This is a genomic window from Pragia fontium (genome assembly GCF_900638655.1).
GTDB lineage: Bacteria > Pseudomonadota > Gammaproteobacteria > Enterobacterales > Enterobacteriaceae > Pragia > Pragia fontium.
Window position 1 is genome coordinate 406,049 of the sequence record NZ_LR134531.1, and the last position, 20,355, is coordinate 426,403.

16 protein-coding genes are annotated in these 20,355 nt (G+C 46.1%); 12 read left to right on the top strand and 4 right to left on the bottom strand.

Annotation, left to right across the window (positions count from 1 at the left end; all coding sequences use genetic code 11):
- Positions 1-39 precede the first annotated feature (39 nt).
- The 6 genes from EL341_RS01720 (at position 40) to rlmB (ending at position 13,747) form a co-directional block, all read left to right on the top strand.
- A complete protein-coding gene (locus tag EL341_RS01720; protein ID WP_232036579.1) occupies positions 40-7,032 on the top strand; it encodes an autotransporter outer membrane beta-barrel domain-containing protein in 6,993 nt (2,330 codons plus the stop codon).
- A 243-nt stretch (positions 7,033-7,275) separates the two neighbouring features.
- The gene (locus EL341_RS01725) at positions 7,276-8,574 is read left to right on the top strand and encodes an adenylosuccinate synthase (RefSeq protein WP_047779774.1); all 1,299 of its coding nucleotides are present in this window, start codon (positions 7,276-7,278) and stop codon (positions 8,572-8,574) included.
- A 472-nt stretch (positions 8,575-9,046) separates the two neighbouring features.
- A complete protein-coding gene (locus EL341_RS01730; RefSeq protein ID WP_126466848.1) occupies positions 9,047-9,610 on the top strand; it encodes a YagU family protein in 564 nt (187 codons plus the stop codon).
- A gap of 430 nt (positions 9,611-10,040) precedes the next feature.
- Positions 10,041-10,502, top strand: coding sequence for a nitric oxide-sensing transcriptional repressor NsrR (nsrR, locus tag EL341_RS01735; protein WP_126466851.1), 462 nt, complete (start codon positions 10,041-10,043; stop codon positions 10,500-10,502).
- A complete protein-coding gene (gene rnr / locus EL341_RS01740) occupies positions 10,502-12,934 on the top strand; it encodes a ribonuclease R (protein ID WP_126466853.1) in 2,433 nt (810 codons plus the stop codon). Before nsrR ends, rnr begins: the two co-directional genes overlap by 1 nt.
- 78 nt (positions 12,935-13,012) lie before the next feature.
- Positions 13,013-13,747 carry a 23S rRNA (guanosine(2251)-2'-O)-methyltransferase RlmB gene (rlmB, locus tag EL341_RS01745; protein ID WP_047779778.1) on the top strand — a complete coding sequence of 245 codons (735 nt, stop codon included), beginning with the start codon at positions 13,013-13,015 and terminating at the stop codon, positions 13,745-13,747.
- Positions 13,748-13,807: 60 nt separating this feature from the next.
- Here rlmB and EL341_RS01750 read toward each other — a convergent pair whose 3' ends face one another.
- Positions 13,808-14,485, bottom strand: a complete 678-nt coding sequence (locus EL341_RS01750) for a glutathione S-transferase family protein (protein ID WP_126466855.1) — start codon at positions 14,483-14,485, stop codon at positions 13,808-13,810.
- A 76-nt stretch (positions 14,486-14,561) separates the two neighbouring features.
- A complete protein-coding gene (locus tag EL341_RS01755; RefSeq protein ID WP_047779780.1) occupies positions 14,562-15,518 on the bottom strand; it encodes an AEC family transporter in 957 nt (318 codons plus the stop codon).
- A 276-nt stretch (positions 15,519-15,794) separates the two neighbouring features.
- On the opposite strand from EL341_RS01755, the gene EL341_RS01760 reads away from it, so the two are divergent.
- The 6 genes from EL341_RS01760 to EL341_RS01785 all read left to right on the top strand — a co-directional run bounded on the left by EL341_RS01760 (position 15,795) and on the right by EL341_RS01785 (position 18,601).
- Positions 15,795-16,340 carry a YbaK/EbsC family protein gene (locus tag EL341_RS01760; protein ID WP_126466857.1) on the top strand — a complete coding sequence of 182 codons (546 nt, stop codon included), beginning with the start codon at positions 15,795-15,797 and terminating at the stop codon, positions 16,338-16,340.
- Between the two features lie 265 nt (positions 16,341-16,605).
- Complete coding sequence (rpsF, locus tag EL341_RS01765) at positions 16,606-17,004, top strand: 30S ribosomal protein S6 (protein WP_047779782.1); 399 nt, start codon at positions 16,606-16,608, stop codon at positions 17,002-17,004.
- A gap of 9 nt (positions 17,005-17,013) precedes the next feature.
- Positions 17,014-17,331, top strand: a complete 318-nt coding sequence (gene priB, locus EL341_RS01770) for a primosomal replication protein N (RefSeq protein WP_047782450.1) — start codon at positions 17,014-17,016, stop codon at positions 17,329-17,331.
- A 4-nt stretch (positions 17,332-17,335) separates the two neighbouring features.
- On the top strand, positions 17,336-17,563 hold the full coding sequence (gene rpsR, locus EL341_RS01775) for a 30S ribosomal protein S18 (protein WP_000135199.1): 228 nt from the start codon (positions 17,336-17,338) through the stop codon (positions 17,561-17,563).
- 36 nt (positions 17,564-17,599) lie between these two features.
- On the top strand, positions 17,600-18,052 hold the full coding sequence (gene rplI / locus EL341_RS01780) for a 50S ribosomal protein L9 (protein WP_074820531.1): 453 nt from the start codon (positions 17,600-17,602) through the stop codon (positions 18,050-18,052).
- 159 nt (positions 18,053-18,211) lie between these two features.
- On the top strand, positions 18,212-18,601 hold the full coding sequence (locus tag EL341_RS01785; protein WP_074820529.1) for a DUF488 domain-containing protein: 390 nt from the start codon (positions 18,212-18,214) through the stop codon (positions 18,599-18,601).
- On the opposite strand, the gene EL341_RS01790 is transcribed toward EL341_RS01785, so the two are convergent.
- Positions 18,561-19,265, bottom strand: coding sequence for a LysM-like peptidoglycan-binding domain-containing protein (locus EL341_RS01790; RefSeq protein WP_074820527.1), 705 nt, complete (start codon positions 19,263-19,265; stop codon positions 18,561-18,563). The genes EL341_RS01785 and EL341_RS01790 overlap by 41 nt on opposite strands.
- 138 nt (positions 19,266-19,403) lie before the next feature.
- Complete coding sequence (locus EL341_RS01795) at positions 19,404-20,330, bottom strand: LysR family transcriptional regulator (protein ID WP_074820525.1); 927 nt, start codon at positions 20,328-20,330, stop codon at positions 19,404-19,406.
- Between the last annotated feature and the right edge of the window lie 25 nt (positions 20,331-20,355).

Genomic DNA, 20,355 nt, shown 5'->3' on the forward strand with positions numbered 1-20,355 from the left:
TCCGAATTATGTCGGGGGAAAACAAAAAGTACGGTTAAAATGGACTCATTAGCAGAAAAAGTAGGTTTGTATGGACGAGCAGTGCTTACGGGTGCTGCTATCGGTATGTTTACTCTGGGTAGTCTGGCTGTAAATGCAGTAGATATTACTATCGAATCAATGATTAAACCTGATGATTTTAATTATGGGATGGGTAGTGTTTTAGTGAGTGATGGCATCACTAATATGTCAGGCTCCACAGTATTTAGTAGCTCGGTAGGATCGTCGGTTTACTATATGTCTTTAGTGAAAGGCTACCGCGATAACTTGATTAAAGGTGATGATCCTAGTGAGTTATTTAGCCTGGCAAATGGAGCCAAAAATAATATTATTGTGATTGTCGATTCAGTTACCGGCGGAATGACAACAATCAATACTTATAATAGCGATAATATTGAGCAAACTTATACTAATGGAAATTGGCAGATTGCGTTTTATAAACCATCAGCTGAAGGGACTACGCCGTTTATTCAATCGCAAATCGCTAATGTCACCGGGGGACAATTTAATTTTGATGTCAGTGGTGATATTGGCGATTCTTCAGTTAAAGATACCGTATATATTAAAGTCACTAACGGTGAGGCTAACTGGAATTCAGTCAATACCGTTACGGCGGCACCAAATAATTCAGGTATCGCAGCTGGTGGGGGAACCATAAATACCCAAACCATTACCTCCGCTAATTATGCTGGCACTTTCACAGTGAAAACTAGCGACGGAATACAAACAAAGCATGTCAATAATATTAGCGAACTAAAAGATTATAATAATTGGCTGATACAGCAATTACGTGACGGTAAGTTGGGTGAGGGACCAGTTGCTCAAGAGAACTATAATAACGCTTATGAAGCGGCTTATAGCTTTACCAATCGCACTTACACCATTAATCGTACTCCGGAAACATCATCACCGGACGATCCACTATATATTCTTCCCGGTACTCGCGCGGCCATGCAGGCTGATGGTAGTGGATCTACTGCAACAATTGGTGCTACCGGCGCGATTACTTCATTGGCGGGTTATGGTTTATATGCCACGAATGGCGGTACTGTTGTTAATCAGGGGATATTGACCACTTACGGCAATCAAAGCACTGCTGGAATGTGGATAGAGAGCGGCAGTTCGGGGATAAATAACGGTGTTCGTTATGCGGGGCGGCCGAGTGGGGGGAGTGCGGCCGAGGTGGGAACCGATATGGTAACCGGTTTAGGCTCAACCTATGAAAATACGGGGATAGTCAATATAACTGGCTGGAACTATAACAAATTAGGCGGTGGTAATTCCCATGGGCTCTTTGTTTATGCCGGGGCATCAGCGACGAATAATGGCGCATATAACGTAGGTACGACGACCCAAATTAACGCCGGGATTCCAATTGGCGTGGTGGTCAATGGTGTCGGCAGTGCTTTTACTAATAAGCTTCGAGGTGTGATGTATCTCGGCCGTGGACAAAGTGCCGATATAACATCAGCACCCATCAACCGTGGCGGCGCTGATGTTGAACAGCCCAATGGTGGTCGATTAATCTCTGTTGGCGCCGGCGCTACGGTTAGAAATGAAGGTTCGCTGATTATTGGCGATCTGGTGCAAAACGGAGTGGCGATATTTGCTGGTCATGCTGGATACATGAATGTCGTTAACGAAGGCACTATTGATATTAATGGTCATTACAGTCAGTCACCAGACGTTAATTATGGAATATTGAGTCTCAGTTCGGATGCTAATTCTGTCGTCAATAATGAAGGTATTATACGTGTGCTGGGCATTAATGGCGTGGGTATTCAGACTATGAGCGGGGGGCTAGCTTCGTCCAGCGGTATGATTTATGTTTCCGGGGAAATGAGCCCATCCGGATTACGTAATTACGGTATTTGGTCTCAGGATGCGGGTAGCAAGGTAACGTTAAGTGGCACCATAAATTTATCGGGCAATGGTGGTATTGCTGCCCATGCGCGTTCTGGTGGCAGCATTGCCATTGAGGGGAATGGGCAAATTAGATTTAGCTCCGGTAAAGGCCATATTGGCTTCCTGATTTATGGTGCTGATGCCAGCCTGAATAATAACGGTACAGGCGCAATGAATGTCTCTACCGAGAATTCAACCCTGTTCCGTATGGAGGATGGCGCTGACTTTATCCGAGATATTGAAGCTCACTCGATACTTACTGCTTCAGGCAAAAATTCTACTGCAGTACACGTATCTGGTTTTACCAACACCAGCTCAGGTATTGATGTTTCAGCCTTTAACTCCGGTAAAATGACGCTAAACCTATCAGGTTTAGGGGCTACCGGCATTCTGGTTGCCGGTGGGGCTCAGGGTAAGATTGAGCCAGGTACTATTATCAATCTTACTGGCGTTGGCGCTATTGCCGGGGTTGCCGATGGTCAGAAGTATGATCTGTCTGGCGCGATGGTCGGTGATAAGGTTGCCGGTTTATTGGCAAATTCTGCACTCAGTGCGGGGGATTCTGCTTTTGGCAGCGGCACAATTTTAGTCGCAGGTGCTGACTTAAACTCCTCACTCAATAACGTGACTGGCTATATCAGCAGAAATACTGCCTTGTTACATAATTCCGGCAATATCAATTTTACCGGCGAAAAGACCACCGGTATTCGTGTTGAAACCGGATCTGTTGCGGAGAACTCCGGCAATATTTCCGTTGATGGTGTTGCTATTCACGTTGAGGGTCAGGACTCAAGAGTCAGCAACGTGGGGGGAAATATTGTTGCTTTAGGCGGGGAAGCGGCAATTAAAGTCGGTAACGGAGCATCGCTAAACCTGACGGGTAACGGTTTAGGAAATATCGAGGGCCGGGGTACTGCCCACGGTGTGCTATTAGCCAGCGGTGCAAAAGGGCTAATCGTTGACGGTGCAGTTATCAACGTTAATGCGGCTGGAGCTACTGGTTATGGCATTGAAAACCAAGCAGAGATTAGCGGTATTCAGCTAAAAGACACCACTATCAACGTTGCGGATGGTATCGCGGTCAGAACAGCGGCTTCTTTAGCCCAAACCAACAGTGGAACGATCAATATCAGCGGTAGTGGAACCGGATTGGCATTTCATGATGCTGCCGGAGGTAATATTACTGGCGATTTAGATTTATCCGACTCGGCCAACTTAGTGATTAATCTTAAGGGTACTGGTGGAACGGGGGTTCTGGTTAATGCCGAAGATGACTTTACGGTTAAAACCGGTGCCAGCGTAAATGTGGTACAGGCCGATGGTGGCGTGGCATTGGTGGTTAAGAATGCCGCGAAAGAAGTGATTCAGAGTGGAAATTTGATATCAAACTCTCTGAGTCAGCCAGTGGTGGATGCTGGCAAGGTTAGTGCTTTTACTAATCAAGGAAAAATCTTTGCTAGTTCTAATACGGCATTGGTTATGGCGTTTCAAGATGCGGTGAATACCATTGTCACTAATGACACCGGGGCTGAAATTCGTGGTGCCGTGGCGTTGAACGGCGGTGATAATCAATTATTGCTCCGTAATGGTAGTTCCCTGGATGGGAAAGTATCACTGGGCGATGGTAATAACTTAATTATGTTGGAAGGCAGTGCTCAGGTTAAGCATGTAGAAGCCGGTAGTGGGAATAACACCTTTATTATCAAAGAAGGCGGGGCACTATTTGATCTGCTGGATGGGGGGATTGGTGCAGGTCGTGATGAATTGATCTTTGATGGTGCGGTGCATACTGTCGCATCAACCGCCGCAATAAAAAATATTGAGGCGATGAAGTTAAAGAATCAATCACGGGTAACCATTAGCGAAGCGTTAGTGTTGACTGATAATGGAGACGATGTTGGCACCGTTGATATTGAAACTGACAGTGAACTGGCTATTAATCCCTCGTTGGCCGGAGATTTCATTTTTAAGCCAACATTAACCGGTGGTGGCATGCTGTCTGCCGAATTGGATTCAACAACATCCGCATTTTCTCTGGATGGAACTGTGGGTTCAGGCTTTAGCGGAATTTTACGGCTTGGTACCAGCCGTTTTGACCTGTCATCACTTAATACCTTGGGGCTAACCCAAGCCACGCTACAGTCAGACCTTGGCAATATAACGACGGTAGGTAGCGGTATTCAGAATATCGGTGGGTTCACGTTTAACGGCGGCAAGTTGGTTGTCGGCACCATTGCGCCGGGCGATAAGGTTAGCGATAGCCGTATAGAAACCTCCGGAACCTTGGATGTTCGCAGGGCTGGAGTGGTACAGGTAACGATGCCAACCAGCGTGATTAATCATGTTCCCTCAGTGAATACTCATAACAATCTGATGGAACAAGATGATGAGATGGCTTTAGTTAATCTGGTCACGGCAGCAGGTAGCGTAATTGGTACCGGCGGACAGTTGGTTTTGCAGGATGAAAACGGCAACGTGATCAGTGACGCGCAACTGTTTGATATTAATCAGAATGGCGTGGTGGTTGCTGAAGGCACTTACGATTATCAATTATTAACCAGTTCTAATGGCGTAGACAGCGATGGTTTATATATTGGTTATGGCCTAAAAGAGTTAGCGCTCCTTGGTACAGGCAGTGATGCTTTAATACTTACACCTAACGCTGGGGCAACAGGATTGGCAGCAGATTTACGAGCCAAGCTGACCGGTGATGGCGATCTGGCGATTGAGGCCGGTAATCAGACCGTTTCGTTATCTAATGGGGGGAACGATTATACCGGAAGCACCACGGTACGGTCGGGAACCTTGCTGCTGGCGAATAATAACGCATTGGGTCAGACCGATATCCTGAGCATTGAAAATGCGGCCAGCGTTAATACCGGTGAATATAGCCAAACTATAGGTGCGTTGAATGCTGCTATTGGTTCACGGTTAACTATCGCCGACGGTGGTCTACTGACAATTAGTGATAGTCAGCGCACCCTCGGTATCACGGATGGAGGTTTGATTGAAGCTGATACCTTATTCGGTGGCGGTGGCTTAGCGTTAAAGGGCAGCGCGCTGACGGTTAATGGAGCAAATAATGGTTATAGCGGGAACGTCTCCTTAACCGATAGTTCCTCTTTATTGATCAATGATGTTGCTGGATTAGGGCGTATTGGCCTGATTACCTTAAATGGTGCATCGGATATTCTGGATATTAATCTGGTGTCGGCATCTGACCTGACTAAATCGCTTTCTGGTCTCGGACAGGTGACATTACGTAATAATACGGACTTACAGCTATCAGGAGATAGCAATGGTTTCAGCGGCCAGTTTAATGTTGAATCTAACGCGGTATTAAGAGCCGCCAAAGCATCAGCGTTAGGCTCTGCTGAAATTGTTAATGATGGAGTGACGCACTTAACCGCAAATACCCACTGGGAATTCATTAATCCTATGACCGGACAGGGAGGATTGATTAAGTCGGGGCAGGGGAATCTGGTTATCAATCATGATTTACAGTATACCGGAAATACAACGGTAGAATCTGGCACCCTAATTATTGGCGATAGCCTCAGTTCATCCGGTGCATTATCCGCAAGTTCACAGGTCAATGTGCTGAGCAATGCGGCATTGGCGGGAACCGGGACGATTAACGGGCCCGTTGATAATCAGGGGATTTTGACATCGTTAAATGCTTTGGCAGGGTACGACGTTGATGCGAGTAATTTGAGTGTTGGTTCATTAAATAACCAAGGGGTTGTTCAGTTAGCGGGGTACCGTATTGGTAATACGCTGACAGTTAACGGCAACTACGTAGGTGATGGCACATTAATTTTAAATACTCGATTAAATGATGATGCCTCCGTGACCGATAAGCTGGTGGTGACTGGTGATACTGCTGGTCATACTGGGGTGGTGGTGAACAATACCGGTGGTCAGGGCCAGCAAACCACCAAGGGCATTGAAGTTATCCGCATTGGCGGCGTTTCAGGTGGAACATTTCGTCTGATGAATAGGGTCGTTGCCGGTGCTTATGAATATTTCCTGTTTAAAGGGGATGCGAGTGGCTCAGAGAGCAGTTGGTATCTGCGATCAGTATCACAGTCTACTTCACCGCTTCCCGGCGAAGAGGAAGGTGGCAATAAACCTAAGCCAGAAGATAACACACCGGTATATCGTCCTGAGGCCGGTAGCTATATTTCAAATATGGCCATTGCCAGTACATTGTTTAATCTGCGACTGGCGGATCGCGAAGGTCGAGCTGAAAACTCGAGTATGTGGCTACGCCAGGTTGGGGCACATACTCAGTTCCATGATGCTTCTGGTCAATTGAAGACTACCAGCAATCGTTATGTGGTACAGGGCGGTGGTGAAATATTTGCTACTCGACTAGCAGAGACCGATCGTTTAGGTGTGGGCGTTATGCTGGGCTATGGTAGAGCCAGTAACCACACGGATGCACGCAGTGGTTATTCGTCTAAAGGTGAGATCGATGGATACAGCACCGGTATTTATGCTACGTGGTATCAGGATGCTCAGACCCTTAATGGGGCATACCTTGATAGCTGGGTTCAGTACAATTGGCTGGATGGTAAAGTGAATGGTGAGCAGTTATCGACTGAACGCTATGATATCGATGGCTTTAGCGCCTCGGTAGAAACCGGCTATCGTTATCCGGCTTATCAAGGGGTTAGTGGGGATGTATTTATCACGCCTCAGGCTCAGATAACCTGGAGTGGTTTGAAAGCTGACGATCATACGGAAGCCAATGGTATTCGCGTACGGGTTGATGGCGATGATAATATCCAAACCCGCCTTGGGCTGAAGGTTTCCCGTGATGGTTTTAGCGACCAAGATCGAAACCGAAAACTGTTTACCGCTTATGCGGAGGTGAACTGGTTACACAATAGTGAGCTTACTGGTGTGGTTATGGATAGTACCTCGGTGCAGCAATCAGGCAGTCGTAATCTGTATGAGGTGAAGCTAGGGGCTGAAGGTCGTTTGAATGAAGGACTAAATCTCTGGGCTAACGTTGGACATCAGCTAGGTGATGATAGCTATGGTGATACCTCAGTTGTGTTAGGGGTAAAATATCGCTTCTAACTGATATCAATAAGATGAAATAAATACGGGCATCTTAGGATGCCCGTATTTATTGACATGAAAAATTCGATAAACCGTAGCAGCATGCTGAACAATTCATTGAGTAAAAACAAGAAAACCTAACTTTTTTAAGCAATAAAAAAGGAGGCACTGGTCTGATTTGAGAAAACTGTGTTAAAAAGTACTGAAAGTAAAAAAATGTAATGGTAGAATTCTTTTTTAACTGACTTGGTGAATAGTGAGATGGGCAAAAACGTCGTCGTACTGGGCACTCAATGGGGTGACGAAGGTAAAGGTAAGGTCGTCGACCTGCTGACTGAACGGGCTAAATATGTTGTACGCTATCAGGGCGGACACAATGCAGGCCATACTCTGGTCATTAACGGTGAGAAAACCGTTCTTCATTTGATTCCTTCAGGTATTCTTCGCGAAAACGTTACCAGCGTAATTGGTAACGGTGTGGTGTTATCTCCAGAAGCTTTGATGAAAGAGATGCGTGGCTTGGAAGAGCGCGGCATTCCTGTGCGTGAGCGTCTGCTCCTGTCAGGTGCTTGCCCGCTGATCCTACCTTATCATGTGGCGCTTGATGCAGCCCGTGAGAAAGCGCGTGGCTCTAAAGCGATTGGTACAACTGGTCGTGGTATTGGACCGGCTTATGAAGATAAAGTCGCACGTCGTGCTTTACGTGTTAGCGATCTCTTTAATAAAGAGACCTTCGCAACAAAACTGAAAGAAGTGATGGAATACCATAACTTCCAGTTAGTCAATTACTACAAAGTTGACGCGGTAGATTATCAAACCGTTCTGGATGATGTCATGGCAGTTGCTGATATATTGACCGCTATGGTGGTGGATGTATCTGAGCTGTTGGACAACGCCCGTAAAAAAGGCGAGTTAATGATGTTCGAAGGCGCACAAGGTACGCTGCTGGATATCGACCACGGTTCTTTCCCTTATGTAACGTCTTCAAATACCACCGCAGGTGGTGTTGCAACGGGTTCGGGTTTAGGTCCGCGCTATGTTGATTATGTTTTAGGTATTGTTAAAGCTTATTCAACTCGTGTAGGTGCAGGTCCGTTCCCGACCGAATTGTTTGATGATGTTGGTGAGTTTCTTTGTCAGAAAGGCAATGAATTCGGGGCAACAACCGGTCGCCGCCGCCGTACTGGCTGGTTAGATGCGATTGCCGTGCGTCGTGCAGTACAGCTGAACTCGCTGTCAGGCTTTTGTCTGACCAAGCTGGATGTATTGGATGGCTTGAAAGAAGTGAAGATTTGCGTTGGTTATCGTATGCCGGACGGCACAGTGGTTGAGACTACACCACTGGATGCTGATGCCTGGGAAGGTATTGAGCCGATTTATGAGAGTTTACCGGGCTGGTCTGAAAGTACTTTTGGCGTGAAAGAGTTCAGTAAGCTACCTCAGGCAGCGCGCGACTATATCAAACGTGTTGAAGAGTTAACCGACGTGCCTGTAGATATCGTTTCTACTGGTCCAGATCGTTCTGAAACAATGATTTTACGCGATCCGTTTGACGCATAATAACGATTGTTATTTATCGTTATAAAAGACGTTAGATAATCGAATACCAGTCAGTTTAGTCTGACTGGTATTTTTTAGTGTTATGTTTGTTTTTTTACCCTTCTTTTACTCCTCAGGATTATTCCTCTTTATTGGTTATTACGTTATCTGAGTTTGATTTTTATCTCTATTAACAAGTTGGCAATATATTTAGCAATGTATACAGAGTTTGTTTTATTAACGTTTTTGACTAATATTGAGATTGAATTAGCAATGTAGATTTAATTAGGATGCTAGATTTATTATTTGACACTTAACCAGATTATAATTTATTAATACGTTACCCATAATTACAGATTTATCAGTTCTGAATTTTTAATATGTATTATGGGGGGTGCAATAGTTGCTCAGTTTTTATTGAGTTATTTTGCAATTTTAATCTTTATCATTGGATATTACATTTTATAATGTAACTATTCTTTAAGGTAATAAAATGATATTTAAAGGATTGTTCGTTCAAACGGAACCATCCCGTCGTCGATATGGATTGGCGTTTTTGATTGGCATTATTTCTGGTGTTGTATCAGGCTTTGTAAAATGGGGGGCGGAAGTACCATTACCACCACGTACTATTTTGGATGGTCGCGCAGAATTTAATCCCCCTTATCTATTTTTACGTGATTATTTAGGTATAGATCCAACTGCGACAGTATATACATTCTCAGAACATATTATTAACCCAGTGATGGTGACTCATGTCATATTTTCTGTGGTTTTTGCTATTGGTTACTGTGTTGTGGCTGAGCGCTTTCCAAAAGTTAAATTATGGCAAGGCGTTATGGCCGGTATTATTGCCACGGTTGTTGTTCACGGAATCAGCTTCCCACTGCTTGGATTAACACCTCCGCTAACAATGTTACCTCTTGATGAATATATTTCTGAAATTTTTGGCCATATCGTTTGGTTCTGGTCGATAGAAATTATTCGCCGGGATTTACGTAACAGAATAACGCATGAGCCAGATGCTGAAGTGCCATTAACTTCACCTTATCGTTAATTTGGTATTGTAAAGTGTTAGAGGGGAACGTTGTGCTGAAAGCACACTTCCCCTAAATCCCCATTCAGCTTCCCAGAATATCAATGTTGTTCCTATTTCTGACCGCTGGTGTTTGTCATTGACCTTCCTCGGTTTTGTTGAGCGTTTTTTCTGTTTTAGCGCTCTGAAAATTATTAGCTTTTGGCGCCAATCGTTTATAATTAACACATCAGTTTTATTCAGTTATTTCGCTAAAAAGGTCGCTATCCGGATAATTTTCGAGCGTGCAGTGGGTAGGTTTGTTATTCTGACCGCAGAATATGTGGTGGGGTGCGTGAGCTCGAACGGCCGTAACGTTATAATTTATTGTTAATAATGGATTTTATTTTCAAAAATGTAATTATTGTCAAGTTAACGCGGCTCTGAATAGGATTTTAGCAAAGGGGTATTTGTGCAATTAACCAGTTTTACCGATTATGGTCTACGGGCTTTAATCTATATGGCCTCACTGCCTACGGGTGAGCTGACTAGCATCTCTGAAGTCACCAACGTTTATGGCGTTTCCCGTAATCATATGGTGAAAATAATTAATCAACTCAGCCGGATTGGTTTTGTGGATGCTGTTCGCGGTAAGAATGGTGGTATTCGCTTAGGTAAGCCTGCGGTAGACATTAAAATTGGTGATGTTGTTCGAGCTATTGAACCGCTGGCTTTAGTGAACTGTAATTCTGAATTTTGTCACATTACTCCCGCTTGTCGACTAAAATTAGTGCTGGATAGCGCAATTAACGTTTTTTTAAAAGAATTAGATAATTACACTCTTGCCGATATGATCGTTGATAACAGTGATCTCCAGGAACTGCTATTTATGGCGCATCCTGCGATATCGACAAATAAAAATAAGGATAACTAATGTCAAAAGATCCTTTCTTGGCCCGTGAGGCTGAAAAATACGGGGACCCCATTCCCAGCCGTGAATATATTTTGGATTTATTGTCTAAACGACAAACTCCTGCTAGCCGTGATGAGCTGGTAACAGCGCTGGAACTGGAAAGCGAAGAACAACAAGAGGCGCTGCGTCGCCGTTTGAGAGCGATGGAGCGTGACGGTCAGTTGGTGTTTACCCGCCGTCAATGCTATGCCCTACCTGAACGCCTGGATATGGTTAAAGGTACGGTGATTGGGCACCGTGATGGTTATGGATTCCTGCGGGTTGAAGGTAAAAAAGATGATTTATATCTTTCTCCTGAGCAGATGAAGTTAGCGATTCATGGCGATGTGGTCTTAGCCCAACCGATGGAAGAGGATCGTAAAGGTCGCCGTGAGGCGCGTATCGTCCGAGTTTTAGTGCCTAAAAATAGTCATATTGTCGGTCGTTATTTTACCGATGCGGGTATTGGCTTTGTGGTGCCGGACGATAGTCGTCTGAACTTTGATATTTTGATTCCACCAGAAAGTATTATGGGTGCCCGTATGGGGTATGTGGTGGTGGTTGAATTAACTCAGCGTCCTACCCGTCGTACTAAGGCTATTGGTAAAATCATCGAAGTGTTGGGCGATAATATGGGAACGTCAATGGCGGTGGATATCGCCTTGCGTACTCATGAAATCCCTTATGTTTGGCCTGATGCCGTACTGAATGAAGTCAACGGTCTGAAAGAAGAAGTGCCGGAAAAAGCGAAAAAGGGTCGTGTAGACCTGCGAGATTTACCTTTGGTCACCATTGATGGTGAAGATGCTCGCGACTTTGACGATGCAGTTTGTTGTGAGAAGAAGAGCGGCGGCGGCTGGCGTTTATGGGTAGCCATTGCTGACGTTAGCTACTATGTCCGTCCGGGAACGTCTCTGGATGCCGAAGCGCGTAGTCGGGGTAACTCGGTTTATTTCCCTTCTCAGGTTATTCCAATGCTACCGGAGGTGTTATCCAACGGTCTGTGTTCGTTGAATCCTCAGGTCGATCGCTTGTGTATGGTTTGCGAAATGACGGTGTCTAAAACCGGCAAACTAACGTCTTTTGAATTCTACGAAGCGGTTATGAATTCCCATGCTCGTCTGACTTACACCAAAGTTGCGCATATTCTGGACGGGGATGCAGAGCTACGTGAGCACTATCAGCCATTGGTGCCGATGCTTGAAGAGCTACATGCCTTATATAACGTGTTAGATAAATCTCGCGAGCAACGTGGCGGCATCTCTTTTGAGACCGATGAGCCGAAGTTTATCTTTAATGCAGAACGCCGCATTGAGCGTATTGAATCCTTGGTGCGTAATGACGCCCATAAGATCATTGAAGAATGTATGATTCTGGCAAATATCTCGGCCGCTCGATTTGTGGAAAAAGCGGAAGAGCCTGCGCTATTCCGTATCCACGATCGTCCGAAAGGCGATAACCTGGCCTCGTTGCGCAGTGTTCTTGCTGAACTGGGATTAAGCTTGGGTGGTGGATTAGAACCGGCACCGAAAGATTACGCTAAGTTGATGGATGCGGTAGCGGATCGCCCGGATCGTGAAATGTTGCAAACCATGCTGCTACGCTCAATGAAGCAGGCGGTATATGACCCGGAAAACCACGGTCACTTTGGTTTGGCATTAGATGCCTATGCTCACTTTACTTCACCGATTCGTCGCTATCCTGACCTTTCTCTGCATCGGGCAATCAAGTTTTTGCTGGCGGGTAAAAAAGGCGGTTCAACATCTAGCGGCGGCTGGCACTATTCAACCGAAGAAATGTTACAGCTGGGTGAGCACTGTTCAATGACTGAGCGTCGGGCTGATGAAGCTACTCGCGACGTTGCGGATTGGCTGAAGTGTGACTTTATGCAGGATCACGTTGGAGAAGCCTTTACCGGCACCATTTCCAGCGTCACCGGCTTTGGTTTCTTTGTGCGTTTAGATGATTTGTATATTGATGGTCTGGTGCATGTTTCCACACTGGAAAACGACTACTATCGCTTTGATAACGTCGGGCAGCGGCTAACCGGGGAGTCCTCTGGTCAGACTTTCCGTTTGGGTGATAAAGTTGAAATTCGGGTTGAAGCGGTTCATCTGGATGAACGTAAAATTGACTTTGCGTTGGTGTCCAGTGAACGCCGTCCGCGTGGTGAAGGTAAAACCGCTAAAGATCGGGGCAAAAAAGGCGATAGATTGAAAGCCGATGGGTATGCTGCCGATGCTAAGGTGCAGGTGAAAAAGCCGAGAAGAAGTAAGCCAAAGCCTGAAGAGAAAGGAAGCAGTAAACCGGCAGCTAAAGCGGCTAAACCGAAGGCGAAAAAGCCTTCGGCCAAAACCAAAAAGATAACGTCGGCATTAAAAAGCAAAAAGGCGAAAAAAGCCGCTGAGCTTTAATACGCTCGAAATGTGATGACAGGGCGGCCTAGCGTGTCGCCCTGATTTTTTATAATAGATTTTAGAAGAACTAATGTTATGAGCGAAATTATTTACGGTATTCACGCCGTTAAGTCATTATTGGAGCGCGATCCACAGCGCTTTATTGAAGTATTTATTCTTAAAGGTCGTGAAGATCGTCGTTTACTGCCGCTGGTGCAGGAAATTGAACAGCATGGTATCTCTGTTCAGGTGGCTAACCGTCAATGGTTGGATAATAAAGCTGAAGGTGCGGTGCATCAGGGCATTATCGCCAGAGTGAAAGAAGGGCGACAGTATCAGGAAAACGATTTGCCAGATTTGCTGGAGGGTTTGGATAAACCCTTCCTGCTGGTGCTGGATGGCGTGACTGACCCTCATAACTTGGGGGCTTGTTTGCGCAGTGCTGATGCTGCCGGAGTTCATGCGGTGATTGTTCCGCGTGACCGTTCCGCTCAGTTGAATGCTACCGCGAAGAAGGTCGCCAGTGGGGCGGCGGAGACCATCCCATTAATTCGCGTTACCAATCTGGCTCGCACTCTGCGTTATCTGCAAGAGCAGAATATTTGGATTGTCGGAACCGCCGGTGAAGCAGATCATACGCTGTATCAAACCAAGTGTACCGGACCGGTAGCTTTAGTGATGGGAGCTGAAGGTGAAGGCATGCGTCGCCTGACCCGTGAACACTGTGATGAACTGATTAGCATTCCGATGGCGGGAAGCGTGTCATCGTTAAACGTGTCGGTAGCAACCGGGGTATGTTTATTTGAGATCGTCAGACAGCGCGGCGAGTAAGGTTGCGTTGTTTTAGCATACATCGGGCGGTTAACGTAACCGCCCGATATTTATTAGTCTTTAAGCTCGCAGATCCTGAAGGATGATACCGACCTCCTGCGTTTCTCGTTCGTGCTCTTCCTCACGCCAAACTTCTTTCAGGGCTTCCTCTTCCCATTCCATCATCGATTGCAGGTTTAGTAATCTTTCCGCATAAGCCTTAGCCGCTGGGGAAACAGGGAGATCGTAACTTTGAATACGAAAGGCTACTGGCGCGAAGAATGCATCAACCGCAGTAAATTTTTTCCCCGCCAGGAAATGACCGCCAAACAGGTTCAGACCCTGCTCCCACAATTCACTCAAACGAGCCAAGTCTTTGAGCAGGGCCTCAGAATGTTGATGTGGTCGTACGCGTATCCCCACGTTCATTGGGCAGGTATTGCGCAAAGCGTTAAAACCGGAATGCATCTCCGCACTGGCGCAGCGTGCCCAGGTGCGGGCTTCTCGTGACTCAGGCCAAATTTCCGGGTGATCTTCAGCCAGATACTCGGCAATCGCGAGGGAATCCCAGACGGTAATCTCTCCGTCGGTCAGACAAGGTACTTTTCCCGATGGTGAGAAACTGCGAAAGCTGTCCCAGTTGGTGTCGGTAAAAGGAACGATAATTTCCTCAAAAGGCAAACCTAGCTGGCTGAGTAAAATCCAGGGGCGAAGTGACCATGAAGAGTAATTTTTATTGGCAATATATAACTGGTACATAAAGGGCTTCTCCTGATAGTTTATCGGTGAGTCGGTAGTTTGCTATTTCAGTGTAGGACAGAATCCATTTAGACCTTTAAACACGCACGCCAATCAGGGTGAGAATCAGCGGGGTGGTGATAGCCGAGAGTACGGTAGAAATCACCAGACTCGACGCCGCAGGGCCCACAATCACGTTAAACTGGCGCGACATAAGATAAACGTTAACGCCAACGGCCATCGAACCCAGTAGTACCACCACCTGTGTCTCCATCGGCGGCAGTCCAAGAATGATGGCTAATAACCAGACAATGAGCGGCTGTACGATCAGTTTTAAGGTACAGATCATCGAACTTATCTGCCAGCCGTCGCGAATCCGGTATTCAGCTAACCCCATTCCCAGAGCAATTAATGACATTGGTGCGGCTATTTGCCCCAGCATACTGACGGGCTGATCGATAAAGCCGGGTAAATCATAACCGGTCAGGCTAAATAAGGTACCTGAGACAATGCCGATAATCAGTGGGTTTTTTAGTACGTTTAGTGCGGTATGGGTAAAGCCTTTAATTGACAGAGAGCCGTTTCTTGACCACTCCACGGAGATGGTGACCAGAGTCCAGAGTATCAGGCCATTAAACACCAAAACCAGTGCCACGGAAGGCAGAGAGGCTTCACCGAGGGCCACCGTGGCAACCGGGATCCCCAGCATCACGTTATTCGAGAATATGCCGCCTAAGGCAAATACCGAACCGGAGGTGCCATCAAGCTTTAATACTTTTGCTGCCAAAATCCGGCCAATCACGAATACAATCAGGCAACTGCCAAAAAAGGCGATTAACAGGCGGGCATCAACTGGTGGCTGTTTTGAAAAATTACACATCATGCGAAATAGCATGGCGGGGAGAGCGACCGAGAACACAAATTTGGTTAAACCATCAGCGACATTTTTATTCCATTTAGCCCAGCGGATTAAGCCGTACCCTAAGATGGCTAAAATAAACAGAGGTGCAGAGAGCACAATCTGATGCCATAAGGGAAGAAGAAAGCTTTGCATGGATTCCCGCTTAATATAAAAAATAATGGATTATCATATTGGCTGTTGTATGGGAACGGCCAAATGAGCAGAGGACGAGTACCGATCGTTCAACCGATCCTCTTACGACTATACGTTGCGTCGGATAAAGGTCAATACGCCCACGGTGATTCAGAAATAAGTGCTTTATTTGGTTGTTCAATCGCGAAATAACCCTGTCATACCGACTTTTATAGAAAGAGTTGTTGGTTAAGTATTGCGGTGGTATCCCTTGATTTATCAGGGATACCCTTCATTATGATAGCCGGACTATGGCTAACTAGATTACGATTAAGAGAGAACACCGTGTCATCAATTATTTTTAATCAGCTTATTTCCTTACTGGAACAGGGAAATGCACGCTTCCGAGTAATGGAACATGCGAGCGCCGGACGCTCGGAAGACGCGGCGAAGGCCAGGGGAACCAATATCGAGCAGGGCGCCAAGGCGCTGGTTTGCCACGTAAAAGGCAACGGTATTAAACAGCATGTGTTGGCGGTGTTACCCGCCCACCGTAAAGCTAACTTGTCGGTGTTGGCGCAACAGGTCGGTGGCACTCGGGCTTCACTGGCTAGTCCGAAAGAGGTAATGGAATTAACCCAGTGCGTTTTTGGCGCGATTCCTCCCTTCAGCTTTCATGCCGATCTGCAATTAGTGGTTGATCCGTTGGTGTTCCAGCAAGAGGAAGAGATGGTATTTAATGCCGGTTCGTTGGAACGCTCTATTTTGTTAAACGTTGAGGATTACCAGCGGATTGTTCAACCATCGCTGATTGCATTTTCTGAGGCGAATATCACTGAATAGTGAATAAAGGTGTCGTTGGTTACACCTTCCTTGCCGGTATTTAGGCTCGGTGCTTGAAATAGAAGCTATTGACCAAGTTGAATCCCTCATTAATTCAAAGAGATTCCGTTGATTGATAAACAAAGACTGAATCTCCTTGAAGTTCCTACGCCATAAACGTACAATTCAGCGTCATTTTTTTCAGCCGTACACTTAACACGTTCCTTGCTTCCATGGGCCACGGCTGACCCTGACAGGAGGCTGAATAATCCGTAAGGAGCAATTGATGCGTCATTACGAAATCGTTTTTATGGTCCATCCAGACCAAAGCGAACAAGTTCCAGGCATGATCGAACGTTACACCGGTGCGATCAAAGCTGCAGGTGGTGAAATTCACCGTTTAGAAGATTGGGGTCGTCGTCAACTGGCTTACCCAATTAACAAACTGCATAAAGCTCACTACGTTCTTCTGAACGTTGAAGCACCGCAGGAAGCGATCGATGAACTGGAAACTAACTTCCGTTTCAACGATGCCGTTATCCGTAGCATGGTAATGCGTACTAAGCATGCCGTCACTGAAGCTTCTCCAATGGTTAAAGCGAAAGATGAACGCCGCGAGCGTCGCGAAGATTTTGCTGAAGAACTAATGGATGAATCAGATGATGCTGAGGATTCTGAAGAGTAATTGCCTGTGTTGACTGCAAACCGTTTGGTATTGTCTGGTATCATTATCAAGACCCCCATTCGAAAAGTAAGTCCATCTGGGGTCCCGCATTGTCAGTTTGTGCTAGAGCACCGCTCACAACAGCAGGAAGCCGGTTTTAACCGACAAGCATGGTGCAGAATGCCCGTGATTGTTAGTGGACAGCAGTCTCAAGCGTTAACTCACAGTATAACGGTCGGCAGTAGCCTGAAAGTAACCGGTTTTATTAGCAGCCATCAAGGCCGCAATGGGCTGAATAAATTAGTGTTACATGCCGAGCAGATTGAATTGATAGATTCTGGAGACTAGCCATATGGCACGTTATTTCCGTCGTCGCAAGTTCTGCCGTTTCACAGCGGAAGGCGTTCAAGAGATCGACTATAAAGATATCGCAACGCTGAAAAACTATATCACCGAGAGCGGGAAAATTGTCCCGAGCCGTATTACCGGTACTCGTGCTAAATACCAGCGTCAGCTGGCTCGTGCTATTAAGCGCGCACGTTACCTGTCTTTGTTACCGTATACTGATCGTCATCAGTAATCGGCAACGATCCACGAACTTTAAGAGGATACGGTAATGCAAGTTATTCTACTTGATAAAGTAGCTAACCTGGGTAGCTTAGGTGATCAGGTTAATGTTAAATCGGGCTATGCTCGTAACTATTTGGTACCGCAAGGTAAAGCGGTTCCAGCAACCAAGAAAAACGTTGAGTTTTTCGAAGCTCGTCGTGCAGAGTTAGAAGCTAAATTGGCTGAGACTCTGGCTGCTGCTGAAGCTCGTGCTGCTAAGATCACTGGTCTGGGCAACGTGACTATCGCTTCTAAAGCAGGCGATGAAGGTAAATTGTTTGGTTCTATCGGTACTCGCGACATCTCTGATGCAGTTACTGCAGCAGGCGTTGAAGTGGCTAAGAGCGAAGTTCGTCTGCCAGAAGGCGTTTTACGCGCTGTTGGTGAGTACGAAGTGAGCTTCCAGGTTCACAGCGAAGTATTTGCTAAACTGAACGTTATCGTGGTTGCTGAAGACTAATTATTAGTTTTCTTACCATGTTTAAAACGCCGGCTTATGCCGGCGTTTTGCTATTTGTCGGTTGGACTTCATCGATTTCTTGTCTGGATTAGCGGGGGATCGGTTTGGATAGGATATATTGTTAAACAATATGATGTTCACTGCTTAACCGGAGTCGCTATGGCGAATATTCAATTAGTCAGAGTTTATGATATGACCACGCCAGTGGCTGAAAACAGCTTTCTAACGGATCGACTTTGGCCTCGAGGAATAAGTAAAGCCAAGTTAGTCGACGTCACTTGGTTGAAAGACGTTGCGCCAAGTAATGATTTGCGTAAGCGATTTCACGCTGATACCACTCGCTGGGATGATTTTCGCCGCGATTACTATGCGGAATTGAACGCGGGAAACGCATGGTTACCGTTACTGGCATTATTGCGCCAGGGGAAAAATATTACGCTAATGTTTGGTAGTAAGAACATTGAACATAACCAAGGCGTAGTATTGCGTGATTTCTTACTGGAAAAGTTTAATGGTCTCGACGAAAGCGTCCATTACTCTGGCGAGTAAATAGCGCCGATTTATTTGCCGAAAGTTCCACTTCTAATGCGGTCACCTGTTTATCACTGGTGAGCTTCACCCTGATTTTTTGCCCAATTCTTAATGCGTTAACCGGTTTTCCTGAGCCTTCGACCTGAGCCAGCAAAAATGCATCACTTACAATAAAATGATTATCTCTGAATAACTGCGTTAGCGTATGGCCTTTTTGAATGGTGAACTCTTGCCATTGCTCATTATCGGCTTGGGGAGCAGCAGGTTGCTCAATTGGCGATGGTTCTGGTTGGGGGGCTATCTGAGGTGTAGCTTGAGTTTGTGCTATTTGCGGAGCAGGTTCCTCAATGGGGGCGGGTGTTTCTGGTTGCTGATTCAAAATACGATTGGCCCGCTCCATTTCTGCATTATCCTGAGGAGGAGAGCTGGTCTGGGCGGTACTGGGGGTTGATAAATCAACGGGCGTGGAGCTATGACCGATTTCTATGTCACCATTTTTTTCATTTGGCCAAAGAAAAGCACAGAGAATCAGCAGCGCTGCCATTAGCACGCCTCGTCGATGAGCATAAGGTAATGGCTCCATCCAGTTAAAGCTATCGGGCAGATGCCATATCTTTAATAATACGGTGTTAAGCGGATTATTACCGGTATTCAGCCGCTCTCTGCCTTTGTTTGCCTGCATTGCTGTACCCCATCTATAACTCGGTCAGGTTTGCACTGATTAATTTGAGCAATCTGTCATCTGATTTGCGATAGTGCAATTTTACCCATAATAGACCGAATAACATAGGTTATGTAAACAATATAAATATATCCTGTTCTATTCATTCATCGCATTGGATGGGGTGTCATCGCTGGCAGCCGTGTTTTGCTCGGCAATGGCCTCTTGCATCAATTGTAAAAAGCATTCGGCGGCTTTTGATGGTGATGGTCCCCAAACGCAATGCACTTTTCGCCTTGGCTCTTCCTTGATGGGAATAGATATCAGTGAATGAAGGCGCTGAGCGGTTGATATGGGTACGATACCGATAGCCAATCCCTGACGAACCAGATTTTCCAGCCACTCAATATGATCTATTTCGAAGCTGACATGACGTTTAATCCCGGCGGCCTGAAAGGCACGGTCAGTTTGTTGACGTGCGCCACAGCCAGCGCAGTAGTCAACCAGAGATTCTCCGGCCAGCGTCTGTAGAGTAACCTGTTTCATTTTTGCCAGTGCATGGCTAGGTGACAGTAGAGCAACCAGTGGTTCATCTGCTATTTGCTGGTGGGGCAATGAAAGTATGCGTTTTTCACCGGGCCAAATGCCGGTAAAGGCAATATCGGTTTTCTGCTGTTGAATATCCGTCATCAAATTTTCACTCATACCAACGTATAGTCGGATATTGACCTGAGGGTAGCGTTGGTGAAATTGATACAGAAGAGCCGCCAGATCGATAGCATTAAGCGTAGATATGGTGCCGATAGTTAACTTGCCAGAAATTTGATTATTGCTGGCAGCCACTTCATCAATCAGATGCTGTAGTGAATCCAGTACTTTTCGAGTGGGAGCGATAATCGCCTGACCGGCAGGTGTGAGTTTGACCTGTCGAGAGGTGCGGTTAAATAATTCGCAGCCCAGTTCCTCTTCCAACTTAGCGATTTGATGACTTAAAGCTGACTGGACAATATGACAGCGTTGGGCGGCGCGGGTGAAGCTTTGCTCTTCAGCGACCGCCAGAACATAAGTGAGCTGCTTTAAATTCATATCTATCTCTTTATGAGATGAATAA